Genomic DNA, 17,086 nt, shown 5'->3' with positions numbered 1-17,086 from the left:
TTTTTTGATTAATCCCTACATTATCATTCCCATTATTTATCACGCTTCTCGTAGGGTATAAATGGTAATGCTAAAAAAACAATGTCGCCCTTATTTTGATTATCAAGCTAAGCGAGCTGCCCTGACATTTGCCCTGCTATTGACGCTGTTCAGCCCAATGATTCATGCCGCCCAAGTGATGGTTAGCAGCATCGAAGGACAGCCTCTTGAAAATGCGGTTGTTGAGATTTACTACGATACAGCGGTACCCGCTAATCAACCTCAAGAGCAAAACGTGTACCAACGCGATGCAGCCTTTTATCCTAAGGTATTAACAGTTCCCACCGGCAGCTATGTGGCTTTCCCCAACCAGGACACAACGCGCCACCATGTCTACTCCTTCTCGCCAGCCAAAACCTTCGATTTAAACCTTTACCTTAAGGAAACCCCACCGCCCGTTCATTTTGACCAGCCGGGCATTGTCGTTTTGGGGTGCAATATTCACGATCATATGCAGGCGTTTATTGTTGTCAGTGATGCTCACTATACGGCAACAACGAAGGCTGATGGCACGCTTAATCTTGCCAATTTACCGCCGGGCCAACATCGTATACGTGTATGGCATCCTCGCCTCGACGACAGCCAGCAAGTCTGGTGGGAAGGTAGCATTAGCGGCGCTGACCAACTGGACGTCCGTCTGGAGTTAAATGCGCTGCCCCCTTCAACGCAGCCGCTTTCCCCCCTTCAGCAGCGTTTTAGAGATGCCACGTAAGTGCAGACAGGTGCGCAGGATTTTTCGATCCGCTACTCGGTGAGGTTGCTATGCGCTTTCGAACGCGCCTGATGCTAGTACTGCTTACGTTGGTGATTGTCTCGCAAATCGCCACGGGTGCGGCTTTTTTACACGCCACCCAAAACGACGCTCTTGCCAAAGGCGCTCAGCGTTTAGATGTGGGCGCCAAAGTATTCAGCCAGTTACTAGATGCTCGTGGTGAACAATTAAGCGATAACGTCGCCATCCTCGCTGATGATTTCGGTTTTAAAAGCGCCGTCTCCACTCAAAATACCGACACGCTCAACTCCGTGCTGGCCAACCACGGTGATCGTGCCAAAGCCGATATCGTGTTACTTAATGACTTGGAGGGCCGTATTTTAGCCAGTAGCCATCACGCTCAAAATAGCCCTATGCCGTTCCCACAATTGTTCGAAAACGCTCGTAACAATGGCTCTGCGGCAAGCGTGGTGATTGTTGAAGGTCAGCCATACGAGTTTGCCCTACTGCCCGTACGAGCTCCTAACCTCATTGGCTGGGTGGGCATGGGATTTTTAATCAATGAAACCGTGACCAGGGAGATTAATGCACTCACCGGGCTAAACATTAGCGTGATCAACTACCAAGATAATGGCGAAATAAGCTACCTCGCCAGTACCCATCACGAACAATTAGCCCAACAATTAATAAGCGGTAGTATCGACGAATTATTGAAAGGCGAATACGCATCGAATAGTCAAATGACACCTGATGCAGAGTATCTCTCTTATGCCAGTGCACTTTACGCCGATGACTCGAATCACACTTACGCGCTGCTGCAAATTTCCCGTGACGAACTGCTGGGTGCTTACCGCTCACTACAGTGGCAACTGCTAGGGATAATAGCCCTAATTTTACTATTTACCGTGCTACTTGCCACGTGGTTAGCGCGGAGCATAAGCAAACCCTTAATGGAACTAGCCACAGCGGCACAGCGGATTGGCCGGGGAGAGCGTTTCACCGAGCTACCGAAAGGTAATGAACGCAGCGAAACGGGGCTACTGGCGTCTACATTGCATGCAATGCAAGAAGCAATCGCTCAGCGCGAAGCCACCCTACATCACCAGTCACGCCACGACTTACTCACCGATTTACCCAACCGTATCAGCGCCCATGAGGATATTACTCTCCTGATTCAACGCGGCGAGCCGTTCACTCTGTTGCGCCTTGCGATTAATAACTTCCGCGATATTAACGACACCTTCGGCTACGCGCTGGGGGATCATATGTTGGTGACGCTAGCTAAACGTTTGCAGCATTTAGACGTCCCGGAAAGCACTGCCTACCGGTTAGATGGCGACGAACTCTTGCTACTCGTCAAGCAATCAAAAAGCGACTTTGCTTGGCGCGCACGTCTTTTCACCACCTTGCACCTTCTTATAGATCTTGATAAATCACCCATTACGCCATCATTGTCGGCAGGCGAGACTAATTATCCCGACCATGGTGATAGTCCGCAATTGCTGCTACGTCGCGCCGATATAGCGCTTGATATGGCGCGCCGCCACCGCTACACCCACCAACGTTATCTTGAAGGGCAAGATGAACACCACTTGCGACAGCTCACGCTGATTCGTGATTTACAGGATGCGGTTAGCAACGGTGAACTATGGATGGCGTATCAACCCAAAGTAAATGCAATGACGGGTCGTGTTAATCAGTGCGAGGCCTTAATGCGCTGGCGCCATCCTTCGCTGGGCTTTATACCGCCGGATGAGTTTATTGGTTTAGCCGAACGTTCAGGCAGTATCCGCATGCTTAGCCAGTGGATGCTGGCTAATGTCTGTGCCCAGCTGCACGCTTGGAAGCAGCAAGGTTATCACCTATCGATAGCGGTAAACCTCTCTGCCAGTGATGTAGTCGACCGCCAGTTATCCGTTCACCTGACGAGCTTATTTGAGCGCTATCAGCTCAATCCGGCGCAATTGAGCATAGAAGTCACCGAGAGCGCAGTCATGCAAGATGTTGATGCGGCCATGTCTACGCTACTTGAGCTTAATCAACTGGGACTGAGCATCGCGATTGATGATTACGGCACGGGCTACTCGTCATTGGCGCAAATCAAACGTCTGCCCGTCAGTGAACTCAAGATTGATAAATCCTTCGTGCTGGCCATCGACTCACAAAAAGATGATTTAACAATTGTCCGCTCAACGATCGAGATGGGCCACAGCTTAGGACTGCGCCTTGTTGCTGAAGGCGTTGAGAATCGAGCCAGCGCCGAGCTTTTAAGCAAGCTTGGCTGTGATTTTTTACAAGGTTACTGGATTGCTAAACCCATGCCGGCTGATGAACTCCCCGGCTGGCTGGATAACTTTACGCCGCTTTTATTACCACACCCAACATCGTCTTTACTTGAGACGGCTCAGAGAAAGCTATGACGGTATTTCAACTTACGTTAACAACGATCAGCCCCCTCTTCCGACACTCCCTGGCTGTCTATCTTGCACTCTGTCTAGCGGTTTGCTCTGTACTTATTGCCACACCCACCTTAGCCGGTAGTCGCATCCTCGGCACGGGGGCAGTTAGTGCCATTGAAGGAGCCGCAGGTGGTGGTTTATCCCCCTGGGCTGTACTTTCAAGCACGGCCAGCGAACAGGAAGTGGGCATCACCGCCGCGGCTTCCCGCGCCTGGGTTGATGATTACCAACTAACAGTGACCGGCGCCAGCGTGAACATTTACGACCGCTTAGAATTGTCGGTGGCACGCCAAACGCTAGACCTAGAAACCTTGGGTGGCGAATTAAGCCAAGACATTTATGGTGTGAAACTACGCTTACTCGGCGATGTGCTCTATCACCCTTGGGGGATTTGGAGTGTCGGCGTACAGCATAAACGTCTAGTCGATGGCGCTATTCCGACGGCTTTAGGCGCCGATAACACACGCGGCAACGATATGTATTTCAGTGCCAGTAAATTGTTGTTTGGCGCTTTGGCAGGTCGTAATGTGCTGCTCAACGCCACCCTACGTAATACCGATGCCAACCAGGGCGGCCTACTAGGCTTTGGCGGTGACCAAGGTAATCACTCCTGGGTAGCTGAGGGCAGCGTGGGCGTTTTTGTAACCCCACAATGGATCATTGGCACTGAATATCGCCAGAAGCCCGATAACTTAAGCGCAGCCAGAGAAGACGATTGGCAAAGTCTCTACAGTGCCTATTTCTTCAATAAGCACCTATCGCTAACGGGCGCGTGGTTGGACTTAGGCAATATTGCCGGCCTGCCTTCCCAGCGCGGCGGTTACCTTTCACTTCAGGCAGCTTTTTAAGCGGGGCGCTATGATCTATCCACGCAAACACCGTCGTACACGCCGGTATTTAAGAGCGTTAACGTTTGTAGCGGCAGCGTTTTCGCTTGCAGGCTGCGCTCATCAATCAGCAACTCATTCAATAACGCTGTACGAGCGACTTGGCGGGGCGGTCAAGATTGATGCAGTCGTTGAGAACCTTTTATACCGAATTGCGGATGATCCCGAAGTGGTCGTGTTTTTTGCTAACACGAATATCGATTTATTTGCAGATTCTCTGGCCAGCCAGCTATGCGATGTAAGCGACGGCCCCTGCCGCTATGAAGGCCCGCCGATGGATCGTGCTCATCAACATATGGGGCTGACAGATGTGCATTTTAATCGTTTAGTTGAACATCTCGACGCAGCTATGCAAGAGGAAGGCATTGCCCTTGGGGCCCGTAATGAACTGCTTGGCAGGCTAGCGCCTATGTATGCGGATGTTATGCGACGCCAATAGGCTGGCTCTGTTTATCAGCTATTAAAATGCATACCGCCTCTATAAAGCAGCCAAAAAAAAGCCAGCCCAAAAAGGGCTGGCAACAGGAGGTTTACTAAGCTCGCAAACCCCCTCCCCTGACAAGGTTTACATGAACTGGGAAGCTACTTCTTGCGCCCACCTTTACGTAGATGATCGCGAATCACGAAGCCCACCCAACCCACCATAAATGCGATTACCAACGCGACGGTGGCTAAGCCAAAGATAATTGTGTCATCCCAATACATGGTCAATCCTCCCGCCGTGATGTATGCGTTCATACTAGTCACTCAATGGCGGAAGAATGCTGACCTGGGTCAAGTAACGGAAGGCGGGGGAAAGCGGTTAAACAGGAAATTGATACCGATCAATTTTTAGGGGTTATTAGCGCTACAGCACCTTGCGGTCTTCGACCTTACTGTGTTCAGTCCCTGGCGGCAACGGGTGGCCTTTTGCCAATTCGGCGCGGGTGGCGTCACGCACGTCTAGAATCGTTACCTGGTAATTAAGTGTTCGCCCAGCAAGGGGGTGATTGGTATCAACGGTGACACGGTCACCTTCCACTTCCAGTACCGTCACGATTTGTGGCCCGGCTTCGCCTTCGGTTTGAAAGCGACTGCCCGGCGCCAACTCAGCGTTGCCAAACGATCCGCGGCTCACTTCTTGGACCAGCGCCTCGTTGCGTACACCGTAGGCATCGGCGGGCATTAGTTGAACACTTAGCTCGGCCCCGGCCGTTTGGCCCGCAAGTGCACGCTCTAGCCCCGGCACGATATTGTCGTGCCCATGAAGATACTCCAGTGGCTTATTACGTGCATGGGAATCATCGAGTACTTGCCTGCTGCCATCGTTGAGCACATCGCTGAGGACATAGTGCAAGGTAACTACCTGATGCGCCGTAATCGACATGGAAAACTCCTCTCCGGTAAGCTGTCGGTTTTGTGATAGAACTTTGTGATAGAACTTAGTAATAGAACTTTGTAATAGAACATCTCCTCAGTTTATCACTTGGTTATCGCTAACGTCTTTCCAGGAGTCTTGTTTAATGCCCAGCCCCACCCCCCAGCGCAGTTGGCTTGCTGCACTGGCGATTTATTGTCGTGCGCCCGTTATCACCATGCTTTTTTTGGGGTTTTCTGCAGGCCTGCCATTTCTACTGGTATTTTCAACCCTCTCAGCCTGGCTGCGCAGCGATGGGGTGGAAGTCGCTGCGATTGGCTTTTTTGCCTGGATTGGCATGCTCTATTCGATCAAGTTTTTCTGGGCGCCGGTGGTTGACCGATTAGCGCTACCACTGCTGACCCGTGCCTTTGGCCAGCGTCGTGGCTGGATGCTGTTAGCGCAAGGGATGATTGCCGCTGGGTTGGTAGGGCTGGCGGGCTTAAGCCCCGTCGGGAATCTTGGCTGGGTGGCCCTGTTTGCACTGCTCGTGGCCTTTGGCTCGGCGACGCAAGATATTGCTATCGACGCTTATCGCATCGAGTCCGCTGATGACAACGTCCAGGCCGCTATGGCCTCCACTTATATCATTGGCTATCGCGGTGGCTTGCTCGCCGCCGGGGCGGGGGCGCTGTATATCGCGGCATCCGCCTCTTGGGACGTGGCTTATCTTTGCATGGCGGCGTTAATGAGCGTTGGTGTACTTACCGTACTGCTGCGCCCAGAACCCAAACGTGCATCACTCTCCATTCAACTGATTCACGAACCCAAGGTGCGTGCCTTTATTCGTGCCAGCCGCGGTAAACCCAAAATTTTACGCCGTTTGGGTGCCTGGAGCATTGGTGCACTGGTATGCCCGTTTACCGATTTCTTTCGCCGTTTCGGGGTCAAGGCGCTGTGGATTTTGGTCTTTATTGCAGTGTTTAGAATTAGTGACCTGGCCATGGCGTCCATGGCCAATCCGCTGTATATCGACCTGGGATTTTCGCTGGCAGAAATAGCTAACGTGACCAATATATTTGGCATCGCGATGAGCATTGCGGGGGGAATCTTAGGTGGGCTGTTAGTGGCGCGTTACGGTATCGGCCCTTTACTCATCTTCGGTGCAGGGTTGGTGATGTTGACCAACCTGCTGTTTGCGGCCCTTGCCGTCATGGGCAATCAGCTTCCCATGCTGGTGGTCACAATTATTGGTGACAATCTCGCCAATGGCTTAGCCAGCGCGGTGTTTATCGCCTTTCTTTCCAGCCTAACATCCCGCGCTTATACCGCGACGCAGTACGCGCTGTTCTCATCATTGATGACGTTGCCGGGAAAATTCTTAAGCGGTTTTGGCGGGCTGGTCGTCACTGCTCAGGGCTACCCGAGCTTTTTTGTCATTGCGACGCTACTGGGCATCCCCGCCATTGTCTTAGCCATCTGGATCAGCCGAGACCAGCAGTTAGTGCCGACCCCCAAGCCTGCTTAAGCAGGCTTGAAGAGATAACTTAGCGATGAGCTTCTAACCAGTCCAAGGCCCCTGGTGTCGTACGCCACTGGTCGCGCATCAACGTACGATACTGCCACGCTTCAGCCCGGGAGCCGGGATCTACCTGACCATCGGGATGGGGCATGGAGGGCCTTGGGTTCTCGGCACAAATCAGCTCTAACGCATAGCGATTATGACCCACTGCATCGCCAAGCGCCGTTTCAGCAGCCTCATACTGTTCTAACCGATAGAGCGCTAGGGTTTTGCCCATTAACAACCCAAGCACCAGCGAACCGTCGTCGTCATTCTCTTCGGCCAAGGCGAGCGCTTCTTCATTACGGTCGTCCCGCAGCAGTTGGTCCAACACCAGCTCGCGAAGCCCCAAGCTGTCTTCCTGATCGATCAACAGCAACTCTTCGGCCAACTCGCGGGAGTGCTGGCGCGCACCTCGCTCCATACCGACCACCAGCGCCAAGCCAGTGCGTAGCAATATGGCATTGTCAGCATCGTCCCAGCAAAGATTGCCATCGCCTTCTGCGCGGGCCTGTTCCAACCAGCGTGAAAGGCGTAATGCCAGCGGCTCCAGCAGGCTGGGTGCCATCCACGGCAAGCTACCAAAGCGGCTAGTAAGCGCCAAAGTTAAATCCTGCACCACCTGCGGGGCATCCAGCCACTCGGGATGCGCGCAGAGCGCCGACATCCATTCAATCGCGTTGCCCCAAGGGTCATCGCGGAAGCCCAGCGCTACGTCTTCGTCAACCAGTACCTGAAACTGCTCATGCCAAGCGGCAAATAGCGTCGCTTCACGCGCACTGGTGTTATAAAGCAACCGGCCACTGTCAGGGTCGGCTTGAATATCGATTTTGGGGGCGGTGGGCAACGCAGCCAGCAGCGCCTGAAGCGACACCAGGGGTGTGGCAAGATCCTCTTCCGCACTGAGCAGCTGATCGGCAAGCGTTGCGCCGGGGTTTTCCGCCAGGGCAGCTAAGAAATCGAGTTGGTCTTCGTCCAGTTCTCCTTGACGAACCAAGCGGCGATACCAGAAGTTGGCACGCTCTTTAGCTTCCTGCTCATGGCCTTCATGAAGCAGCAACATGGCCTCGATATAAGCCAAGGTGGGCGAATCGGGCAGCGCCTGCTGAGCTTTTACAAAGGCACCGCGGGCGCTATCCAAGTCATCATTATCAAGATGCATCAAGCACAGGCGTTCAAGGGCGACGCCGCGCAAAAACATCGGCCCGCGCTCCATCACCTCATCGAGCAGGTCGGCGCGCTTGCGGGTAAAGCCACGCTCTTGGTAAATATCCAGCAGAATTTCAAAGGCTGGCTCGGCCTGTTCGGGCAATCGTGACCAATCGCTGCCATCAAACAGCGATTCAAGGATTTGCATAGCACGCCCCGTCTGGCCACTTTCAGCCGCGATTAAGCCAGCTTCCAACAATGCTTGCGGCGGCGCTTGCTGACTATCCAGGGCCGCTTTTAGGGTGGCACCCTTCCACTCACGCAGCGAGAGCATCCACATCATCTGGTCGGGAATGTCGGTGGGAAACTCAACCTTATAGCAGCACTGCTTAAATTTACGCCCCGAGTCACACCAGCATGGTTCATTACGCCCCGGCGTCGCCAGCGGCTCACAGGCAAAACTTAGCCGTTCCAGCGGCGTTTGTGACCACAGCACCGGCGCCAGCGCTTGGGCCATTGCCACATCACCTTCGAATGCGTCTGCGCCTTTGGCACGCACCCAGGTCATGAAATCCGGATAATGTTCTTGCTGCCTGATTGCCGAGAGTGCCCCGGAGGCAAATCCCAGCAGCTGATCGACCCATACCGCCAGCATTGCCGTCTCCACTGTGTTTAAAGGCGACATAGTTTATCACGAAGGCCGACAACACCGCAGTGGCAATCAATTTATCGTTTATGCGCCCACTGAAGCAGTGGTAGCGTGCGCTTATGCATATCGAGTCGTGCCCCCAAACGCACCAGATTCCAATAATGGCCGTTCAACGCCCGCGAGAGTAGCAGCGTATCCGCCGGGGGCTGCAAACGGTCCATCGCTGCCCACACTTTGGGGGTTAGTTCGCGTAACCGGCGGTGCACCCGCACATCAATGAAATCCTGCTCACCTGGCGCAAACAGCGGCGCGATACACTCTGCCGATTCGCGATACAACGCCAACGGCGCGCCCTGGCCCTGGCGACCGCCCATTTGCATCAGTGCTTCATCCATCCCCATGGCGTCGTGTTTTAACGTCGCATCGAGCAGTTGCATCATGGCGTTAATACGTCCCTCCGGCACACTGATGACCGCCCCTAAATCGTAAATCACCAGCCGCCCTTCGGCATCGGCAGCAAAGTTGCCCGCATGGGGGTCGGCGTGCAGTTCGCCGTAAGTAAACAGCTCTTCTGTAATCCAGTCCGCCAATGCCTGAGCGATCCCCTGACGCGTCGTATCATCGGCTTCCGCTAACTCACGCAGCGGCGTACCAGCGACATAGCGCATGGCCAACACATGCTGGCCGGAAAGCGCGGGCAGCGGCTCGGGGATCACCAGCCGCGGGTCATCCTGATAGCGTTCACGATAGCGCGCAAGCGCAGCGGCCTCGGCGTGATAATCCAACTCCCCACGCAGGCTTTCGGCAAGCTCCTCAAATAGCGCATCCAGTCGTGCTTGCGGAACTTTAAACCAGCGACCCAGGCGCATGATGCGCCGCACCTGTATCAGGTCGCTTTCTAACACGTCGGCCAGACCTGGATATTGCACCTTAAGAACGATCGTTTCGCCTTCGTGGGTCGTCGCCCGGTGAACTTGGCCCATGGAGGCGCTGGCGAATGGTCGCTCTTCAAACTGACTAAAATAGTGGTCAATATCGCCATATTGTAATACCAATGCTTCACGTATACGCGGCCACGGCATGGGCTCAGCCTGGCGCTGCAGGCGGGCAAGCTCCTCAGCGAGATCAGGGGGCAGCAAGTCATCCCACTGCGACATGATCTGCGCCAGCTTCATGGCGGGCCCTTTCAATTCTGATAGCCCTTCGAATAACGCTTCGCCAAGCGCGCGCCAATCCGCCTGCCCGCCTAGACGTGTTTTTAGCATCGCCCCACCGGTGCGTGCGCCTAATCCCATTAAACGCCGTGTTCTGCCTCGATCGCGCATTGTAGACGCCCCTTAACTAGCAACGCGTTTATCAAGCACATCGCTATCAAACTGGTTGCTATCAATAAAAATATTTATACATAATCTATACAACTTAACAGCAATAGCCATCTACCGCATCACTCTATTGCTCTGCTCCCGCTGGCGCCAATGCTGGGCGCCGTCTGCTACCATAAGCGCCATCAACGGATACGATAAAGGCTTCGCTGCTATGCGCCTGATAATTGCCGAAAAACCCAGCCTCGCCCAAGCCATTGCCGAGGCATTACCGGGCTATAGCAAACGCCAGGATGGCGCCATGGTTTGTGGCGACACCACGGTTACCTGGTGCCTCGGCCACTTACTGGAGCAAGCACCGCCAGAGGCTTACGACCCCGCCGATAAACAGTGGCGGTTGGATCGGCTTCCCATCGTGCCGCAGCAGTGGAAACTGATGCCGCGCCCCAAGGCACGGGGCCAGCTAGCGGTGATTCGCAAGCTGATAAAACAAGCCACCGATGTGGTACACGCAGGTGACCCTGACCGCGAGGGTCAACTGTTGGTGCAAGAAGTCATCGAGTACATGAAGTATCGTGGCCCGGTGCAGCGGCTACTGATTAGCGATCTCAACAAACCTGCGGTCAGCCGGGCACTGGCAAAACTGAACCCCAACGCCGACTATCAACCGCTTTTTCAGGCGGCCCAGGCGCGCTCGCGCGCTGACTGGTTGTACGGCATTAACTTAACTCGCGCCTGGACACTCACTGGCCGCCAGGCTGGTCATGACGGCGTGCTTTCTGTGGGCCGCGTGCAAACGCCAGTACTCGGGCTGATTGTGCGCCGCGATAACGCCATCCGAGATTTCAAGCCGCATCCCTTCTACCCGCTATGGGTGGACCTTAAGGTAGCCCAGGGCCAACTGCGCGCCTGGTGGGCGCCCAAAGAGCACCAACCACTTGATGACCAAGGCCGCTTGATTGATCGCACCCCTGCCGACGCGCTAGCGGCTCAGTTGCCCGGCGCTTCAGGTCACCTAACCAAGCTCGACCAGCAAGAAAAAAGCCAAGCGCCGCCGCTGCCCTACTCGCTTTCCGCACTTCAGGTAGATGCCGCCCGCCGCCATGGGCTTTCCGCACAGATGGTGTTGGATATTTGCCAGCGGCTCTACGAGCGCCACAAGTTGATCACCTACCCGCGCTCAGACTGCCGCTACCTGCCCGAAGAGCACCTTCAATTAGCCCAGCGCAGCTTAACCGGTGCCTGCGAAAACGATCCAGCGCTACAGCAGTGGCTAAATGGGGCGGACTTCACGCTGCGCTCAAAAGCCTGGAACGACAAGCAGGTAGGCGCACACCATGCGATCGCACCCACCGGCAAACCGGCGGATTTCAGTCAGCTTTCCGACACCGAAGGCCACGTGTTCCGCTTAATTGTGCGCAACGTCATGGCGCAGTTTTATCGCCCGCTGCGCACCTTCGAAGTCAAAGCCGAGTTTACGCTGCTAGACGAAGCCTTCCGCGCCCGTGGTCAAAGTATTCTCGACCCCGGCTGGAAGCCACTCTTTACCACCCGCGATGAAACTCCACCGCTGCCGCCGCTCACCCAAGGGGAGCCCTGCCAAGCAGTAGACGCAGGCGTTGAAGAGAAGGAAACCCGCCCGCCGGAACCCTTCACCGACGCCAGCCTGATTAAAGCCATGATGAACATTGGCCGTTATGTGGACGACCCGGAAGTGCGCCGCACCCTACGCGACACCGACGGCCTGGGCACCGAAGCCACCCGGGCGGGCATTATCGAAACCCTGGTACAGCGCGGTTACTTAGTGCGCCAGCAGAAAGCCCTACGCGCCACCAAACTCGGTAGCGCCCTGATTACCGCCCTGCCCAGCGCCGTCAGCACGCCAGAACGAACCGCCCTTTGGGAGCAGCGCCTGCGGGCGATTTCCGAACAACAAGACGACCCCGGCGCTTTTCAGCAAGCGCTGCTGGACGACTTACGCGGCCTGCTCACCCATAGCGATGCAGCTAAGCTTCGGCAGAGTTTGCAGACCGCCCAAGGCGAAGCCGGTGGCCATATAAAAAAAGGGGGTAAGACAAGAAAGCGGTACAGCAAGCCGAAAAGCAGCGGGGGAAGAAGGAAGACAGCCAGTAAAGATTGAACCTCTTCACTTGACTACTTAAAGGATGTCGAAAAAGACTGACCTATAACCTTGAGCTAAGCCTTCACTCCATTGCGCCATTTAATATTTTGCAAGTGGAAATCAACTATCGGTGATATCGTCATCATCCTCTAAGTGCGAAGCCTTTTTCTTACTGATAGGGCGTGAAAAGAAAGGCACTAAATAAAGCACCATCCAGGCCAGCACCGTACACAGTACCGCTGTCTGTTCACGCCCTAGACCAACGGCTATTCCAATAGCAGCCGTTAACCAAACCCCCGCCGCCGTGGTCAGCCCTGACGTACCTTTTTCATCTTTACGGGTGATGATAGTGCCAGCACACAGAAAACCGATGCCCGCAATGACACCTTGAATAACCCGACTCATCTCTGAATCAGAAATGCCTGTTTGCTCGGGAATAAAGATAAATACAGCGGCGCCCATGCAGACCAGCATGTGGGTTCGTATTCCGGCCGCCTTGCCTCGCTGCTCTCGTTCGAGACCCAACAGCCCCCCTAGAACAGCCGCCAGCAGTAACCGGATTACTACAACGATGAACTCACTTAAGTCGTTAAAATCCGAAAACTCGGCGACGAGAACATCTTTGACCACTTCCATTGCATCGTTCCTGTAGGTGTATTGATGAAAAGCGCTCGCTGCCAAGGCTGGGCAGCTTTCCCTGCCTATGCTTACCTTTTGCCACCACAAGCTCGCTCTGAACGGGGCTGGTGGCATGAGGTTATCTGGTTATAGTGATAAATAAGATAACGGTATAAATACTGCTGCAAATTATCACTATGATAATGGGCCCAAGCCACCCGGCACCGCCAGCACCCACTCACGAATGGCCAAAATCGTTGGATCATGCCGGCGGCTTTCCGGATAGACCAAAAAGAATGGTTTACCTTCCATTTCGGGGCCAAAAGGTTGTACCAAGCGCTCCTCCTCCAGCTCATCTTTGATCAACTGGCGGCTCATCAGGGCTACACCTTGCTCACCAATGGCGGCCGAAATGGCGTGGGTCTCGTCAGAAAACACCAATCCGGCACTCACATCGAGCCCAGGGACCTTTGCCCATTTCTGCCAAACAGCCCAATCCAAAGGCGATGAGACAGCTCCTTGATTGCGGAAGTGGATCAGCGGATGCGTAGGCAACTGGGTTGCATCGTGCAATCCAAGGCGAGGGCTGCAGGTGGGGATAAACGTGTTATCAAACAGTTTCTCTGCTGCCAATCCGGGCCAGCGACCATCGCCATAACGGATGGCCACGTCTGCGGTTATCCCGTCCAATGCTACCGGCTCATGAGAGGCATGTATGCGTAGATCGATATCGGGATGAGAGTCCCGCAGCATACACACCCATGGCAGCAACCAACGCACCGCGACAGCCGGTGTGGTGGAGAGCGTAACGGTTTGGCGAACTGGTATAGCACTTAGCCGTGCGACGACATTGTTGATGCTATTAAAGGCGGTTTCCAACACCTGCTGTAGCTCGCGCCCCTGAGAAGTCAGCTCTAACTGACGGGTTTTTCTCAGAAACAGAGAAAAACCAAGCGTCTCCTCAAGCCCACGAATTTGATGGCTAATCGCGGTGGGTGTCACCGAAAGCTCCAATGCCGCCTGTTTGGCACTTTCATGGCGAGCAGCCGCTTCAAAGGCACGGAGTGCAGAAAGTGAGGGTAATCGTCGCGTGCTCATGGATGAATTTCACTCATCTATAACAGCAAAAAAAGATCGTTTGTTCTGCCTATTAACAGAGCCCTACGCTAAGTCTGTTGTTAATCATAGATGAGTTCATTTCAGAACGGGAGTTCACCATGTCACATATACTGCAGATAGACACTAGCGCTCGCCCCGGTATTGCCGGAGTCGACAACCACGGTTCGCACAGCCGCCACCTAACTCATCAGTTTGCCAGCCAGTGGCGAGCACGCCGGCCCCAAGACACGCTCACCTATCGCGATATTGGCCAACACTCGCCTTCTATCATCAATCACGATTGGATTGCGTCATCGTTTACGCCAGACGCTCAACGAGAAGGTTGGATGAAGGAGGTTCTGAAGGAAAGCGATCAATTGATTGATGAGTTGATCGCCGCGGATATTGTGGTGATCGGCACGCCACTCTACAACTTCGGAATGCCAGCCGCCCTTAAAGCATGGATCGACCAAATAGTGCGCCCCGAACGAACAGTGGAGTTCGATGACAGCAACCCGATTGACCCATACGTTCCTATGCTTACGGACCGAGAAAGGCACGCCGTTGTGCTCACCGCTCGAGGCGGCGTGAATATGGCGCCAGGTGAAGAAATGGCCCATATGAACCACCTGGAACCACACCTGGCCACGGCACTGGCATTTATCGGCATCACTCGTATTCACTACATTGCCATCGAAGGTCAGGAAGTGGGTGGCGAGGTATTGGCCAAGTCGGTGACTGAAGCGATACGGAAAGTCGACATTCTTATTGATGAATTGCAGATGGCGTTAGGTGCGGAGATTGCTAAATCAGGATCTCCGTCCCTTTTGTAGCACGAGCAGCCATGAATTGACCTTTCCCCACCGGTACAGTGCAGTTTGTGAAATCAGGATCTGACGATACCCGCGTTATGAAAGGCGCCATTTCGCTGGCGTGCGAAATGACATTATCCACGACAAGAACCCCGCCCTTTCGAAGGACACGCTTAAGGGTGGGCCACCACTGAAAATACTCAGAGCGTTTAGAATCGAGGAAAATAAGATCGAAATTGGCGTCTGGCATATCTTGAAGCAGGCCACCCGCCTCCCCACGAAGCTGCGTGATGAATTCAGAGAGACCCGAACGTTCGAAATTTTTGGCAGCTAACTCAAGCTTGAGTTCAGATTGCTCAATCGTCGTGACATGCCCATTAACCTGCTTTGCTGCCTGGGCAAGCCATAAAGTGGAATAACCGTTGGAGGTACCAATCTCCAGCACACGCTGGGCGTTGGTCGCCTGGATAAGCACTAAAAGAAACTCCCCCGTATCGCGTGTGATATTTAACATGCGACGTGGACGGTCAGAAATGGCGGCATCATTTTCCTGGCCAAACGTCTCTAACTCGGTTAGCAATGCTTGTAACGATTCGCTCACCCTCTACTCCTCCTAACCACAGAATAGCTTCGCCCTGGATCGCCCTTTTGATTGTTTTGCCGGCCCAATTACCAGGTTTCGTCGGCGCCTGGCGGTCCTATATCAATCTGCCTATCAGGCGAAATATCCACCACACCATTGACCTTTTTCAACCGCTCAGCCGTGGCATCATCTGCCGATCCGGTAATACAGCCAATCTCCTCAAGCACATCCCTGATGGTTAACCCTTCTGCACTAAGACGTGTGGCGATGTCATTGATCGATTGATCGCCAGAAATCGTAATGATCCATAGCGCAATATTCGGCATTGATGTTATCTCCTAGCATGCCCTAAGGCGCTTGTACCAGCCCCGCCCCAACGCGTGACTCAGGCGATGGAAGCCTTTGCGCTGACGCCACCAGTTGTTGCCACAATTTCATTCCACGCAAAGAGGCGTCAGATTCCGCCCAAAGAGCAGCGCAGCCTGCCACATGTGGTGCCGCCATACTGGTGCCGCTAATCGATTTGTAATGCGTTGGCCGAGGCCATGACGAAAAGACATCGCGCCCGGGCGCTGCAATATCAACTTTACCAAAGTTCGAAAAACGAGAGGGTTTCAAGTTCGCATCAAGAGAAGCAACGGATATAATGGTTGGCGAGTTGGCGGGAGCCCCCGTGTTCAACGATGCATTTCCTGCGGCGGCGATAATGAGGCACCCATTACGCAGGGCCGCAGCGCCAGCATGGGTGTAAGCTGCTTGTGCAGGGCTCTGACTACCCAGCGACATCGAGATAACCTCGCATCGATTGGCGATAGCCCAGTTCAACCCGGCGAGCACGCCCGCCCCTGAACTGCTGCCTGAATTTGTCAGCACCTTCCCCGCGAATACGTGAGAGCCAAACGCAATGCCGTAGCGCGAAGTGCTGCCGATAGGCGCCTTTGGGCCACAGGCCGTGCCAATACAATGGGTACCGTGCCCGTTGAGGTCTTGAACCGGCTCGCCTACGAATGAGCGCGTCTCAAATTGCCGATCGGCGAAATCCGGGTGCCCAAGGTCCATCCCAGTATCCAGCACGGCCACCTTAATGCCAGCACCACTCCATCTGCTTTGCGGTACCTTGCATCGGGCTAATCCCCACGTCACCCCTAGAACGTCAGCGTCAGTATCCTCTTCCTCCTCGCTAATGCCGCGGTCAGCGCCTAGATCGTGAGCTATCGTACTCGCAGCCCGCAAAAAGCCCCGCAGATACTCCGAGCTTTCTGCAAATGCAAAATACTCGGGCTCAATGATCTCTATCGGACTGTCCGCTGAGATGCTGTCTTTAACGTTCATTCCATGCTGCTGCAAAGCGTCGCCACCAACGAGGGCTACACCGAGCTCTGGGAACACCATCGCCTCAGCATCCCCGGCATCTTCCAGACTGACGGCCTGATCGGTAAAGTCACGTGCATCAGCGACCCGAAAGTTCTGGGCTTTTAACGACTTGATACCCTCTTCTACCCGTCCTTCACGGTAGCTAATAAGAAAACGCCCTGTTTCCAGGCAACTGCCACCCCGCGCCAAGGCCGCAAGCAAAAGCTTTTCGATACCGCACGAAACGGTAGCAAGCGTTCCATTTCCACCAGAAGGTGTGCCGCCGCTTCCGCTACCTGTCGGTTTTTTAGCCATCGTTGGCCTCCTTTTCGACTGGCTTCAAGGGTTACTGCTCAAGCGCTTAACCATAGAAAGCCAGCGTCTTC

At 54.3% G+C, this 17,086-nt stretch carries 16 protein-coding genes; 7 read left to right on the top strand and 9 right to left on the bottom strand.

Features of this window, described 5'->3' with window-relative positions:
* The first annotated feature begins 67 nt into the window (after window positions 1-67).
* The 4 genes from ACW44H_RS07975 to ACW44H_RS07960 are packed head-to-tail and all read left to right on the top strand — an operon-like array spanning window position 68 to window position 4,536.
* The gene (locus ACW44H_RS07975) at window positions 68-751 is read left to right on the top strand and encodes a carboxypeptidase regulatory-like domain-containing protein (protein WP_457508289.1); all 684 of its coding nucleotides are present in this window, start codon (window positions 68-70) and stop codon (window positions 749-751) included.
* Window positions 752-801: 50 nt separating this feature from the next.
* Window positions 802-3,171, top strand: coding sequence for an EAL domain-containing protein (locus tag ACW44H_RS07970; RefSeq protein WP_457508287.1), 2,370 nt, complete (start codon window positions 802-804; stop codon window positions 3,169-3,171).
* Window positions 3,168-4,058 (top strand): DUF3034 family protein, encoded by an 891-nt coding sequence (locus ACW44H_RS07965; protein WP_457508285.1) that lies wholly within the window; start codon window positions 3,168-3,170, stop codon window positions 4,056-4,058. The genes ACW44H_RS07970 and ACW44H_RS07965 overlap by 4 nt, the downstream gene beginning before the upstream one ends.
* A gap of 10 nt (window positions 4,059-4,068) precedes the next feature.
* Complete coding sequence (locus tag ACW44H_RS07960; RefSeq protein WP_457508283.1) at window positions 4,069-4,536, top strand: group I truncated hemoglobin; 468 nt, start codon at window positions 4,069-4,071, stop codon at window positions 4,534-4,536.
* A 143-nt stretch (window positions 4,537-4,679) separates the two neighbouring features.
* Here ACW44H_RS07960 and ccoM read toward each other — a convergent pair whose 3' ends face one another.
* Together ccoM and ACW44H_RS07950 are read right to left on the bottom strand one after the other, a co-directional pair.
* Window positions 4,680-4,835, bottom strand: coding sequence for a cytochrome c oxidase subunit CcoM (gene ccoM / locus ACW44H_RS07955; protein WP_457508281.1), 156 nt, complete (start codon window positions 4,833-4,835; stop codon window positions 4,680-4,682).
* A gap of 109 nt (window positions 4,836-4,944) precedes the next feature.
* Window positions 4,945-5,463, bottom strand: coding sequence for an FKBP-type peptidyl-prolyl cis-trans isomerase (locus ACW44H_RS07950; protein ID WP_457508279.1), 519 nt, complete (start codon window positions 5,461-5,463; stop codon window positions 4,945-4,947).
* A gap of 136 nt (window positions 5,464-5,599) precedes the next feature.
* On the opposite strand from ACW44H_RS07950, the gene ACW44H_RS07945 reads away from it, so the two are divergent.
* A complete protein-coding gene (locus ACW44H_RS07945; protein ID WP_457508277.1) occupies window positions 5,600-6,961 on the top strand; it encodes an AmpG family muropeptide MFS transporter in 1,362 nt (453 codons plus the stop codon).
* A gap of 19 nt (window positions 6,962-6,980) precedes the next feature.
* On the opposite strand, the gene ACW44H_RS07940 is transcribed toward ACW44H_RS07945, so the two are convergent.
* Entirely contained in the window at window positions 6,981-8,798 is a 1,818-nt protein-coding gene (locus ACW44H_RS07940) for an SEC-C metal-binding domain-containing protein (protein WP_457508973.1), read from the bottom strand.
* A 71-nt stretch (window positions 8,799-8,869) separates the two neighbouring features.
* Window positions 8,870-10,117, bottom strand: a complete 1,248-nt coding sequence (locus ACW44H_RS07935; protein WP_457508275.1) for an ABC1 kinase family protein — start codon at window positions 10,115-10,117, stop codon at window positions 8,870-8,872.
* A gap of 211 nt (window positions 10,118-10,328) precedes the next feature.
* Between ACW44H_RS07935 and ACW44H_RS07930 the strand changes: the two genes are divergently transcribed.
* Entirely contained in the window at window positions 10,329-12,254 is a 1,926-nt protein-coding gene (locus ACW44H_RS07930; RefSeq protein WP_457508273.1) for a DNA topoisomerase III, read from the top strand.
* 102 nt (window positions 12,255-12,356) lie between these two features.
* Here the strand turns inward: ACW44H_RS07930 and ACW44H_RS07925 are convergent, their stop codons facing one another.
* Entirely contained in the window at window positions 12,357-12,872 is a 516-nt protein-coding gene (locus ACW44H_RS07925) for an MgtC/SapB family protein (RefSeq protein WP_457508271.1), read from the bottom strand.
* A 177-nt stretch (window positions 12,873-13,049) separates the two neighbouring features.
* Complete coding sequence (locus ACW44H_RS07920; protein WP_457508269.1) at window positions 13,050-13,952, bottom strand: LysR substrate-binding domain-containing protein; 903 nt, start codon at window positions 13,950-13,952, stop codon at window positions 13,050-13,052.
* Between the two features lie 119 nt (window positions 13,953-14,071).
* Here ACW44H_RS07920 and ACW44H_RS07915 point away from each other — a divergent pair, with 119 nt between their 5' ends.
* Complete coding sequence (locus tag ACW44H_RS07915) at window positions 14,072-14,785, top strand: FMN-dependent NADH-azoreductase (protein ID WP_457508267.1); 714 nt, start codon at window positions 14,072-14,074, stop codon at window positions 14,783-14,785.
* Here ACW44H_RS07915 and ACW44H_RS07910 read toward each other — a convergent pair.
* The 3 genes from ACW44H_RS07910 to ACW44H_RS07900 all read right to left on the bottom strand — a co-directional run bounded on the left by ACW44H_RS07910 (window position 14,757) and on the right by ACW44H_RS07900 (window position 17,015).
* Window positions 14,757-15,365, bottom strand: a complete 609-nt coding sequence (locus tag ACW44H_RS07910; RefSeq protein WP_457508266.1) for an O-methyltransferase — start codon at window positions 15,363-15,365, stop codon at window positions 14,757-14,759. The two genes, ACW44H_RS07915 and ACW44H_RS07910, sit on opposite strands and share 29 nt — an antisense overlap.
* Before the next feature lie 68 nt (window positions 15,366-15,433).
* Window positions 15,434-15,673: a hypothetical protein gene (locus ACW44H_RS07905; protein ID WP_457508264.1), complete on the bottom strand. Its 240-nt coding sequence runs from the start codon at window positions 15,671-15,673 to the stop codon at window positions 15,434-15,436.
* Window positions 15,674-15,695: 22 nt separating this feature from the next.
* The gene (locus ACW44H_RS07900) at window positions 15,696-17,015 is read right to left on the bottom strand and encodes a S8 family serine peptidase (protein ID WP_457508263.1); all 1,320 of its coding nucleotides are present in this window, start codon (window positions 17,013-17,015) and stop codon (window positions 15,696-15,698) included.
* Window positions 17,016-17,086: the final 71 nt, after the last annotated feature.

The organism is Vreelandella sulfidaeris Esulfide1 (genome assembly GCF_054072535.1).
Note: the sequence above shows the minus strand (reverse complement) of the source record. Positions and strands in the feature narration are given on the sequence as shown.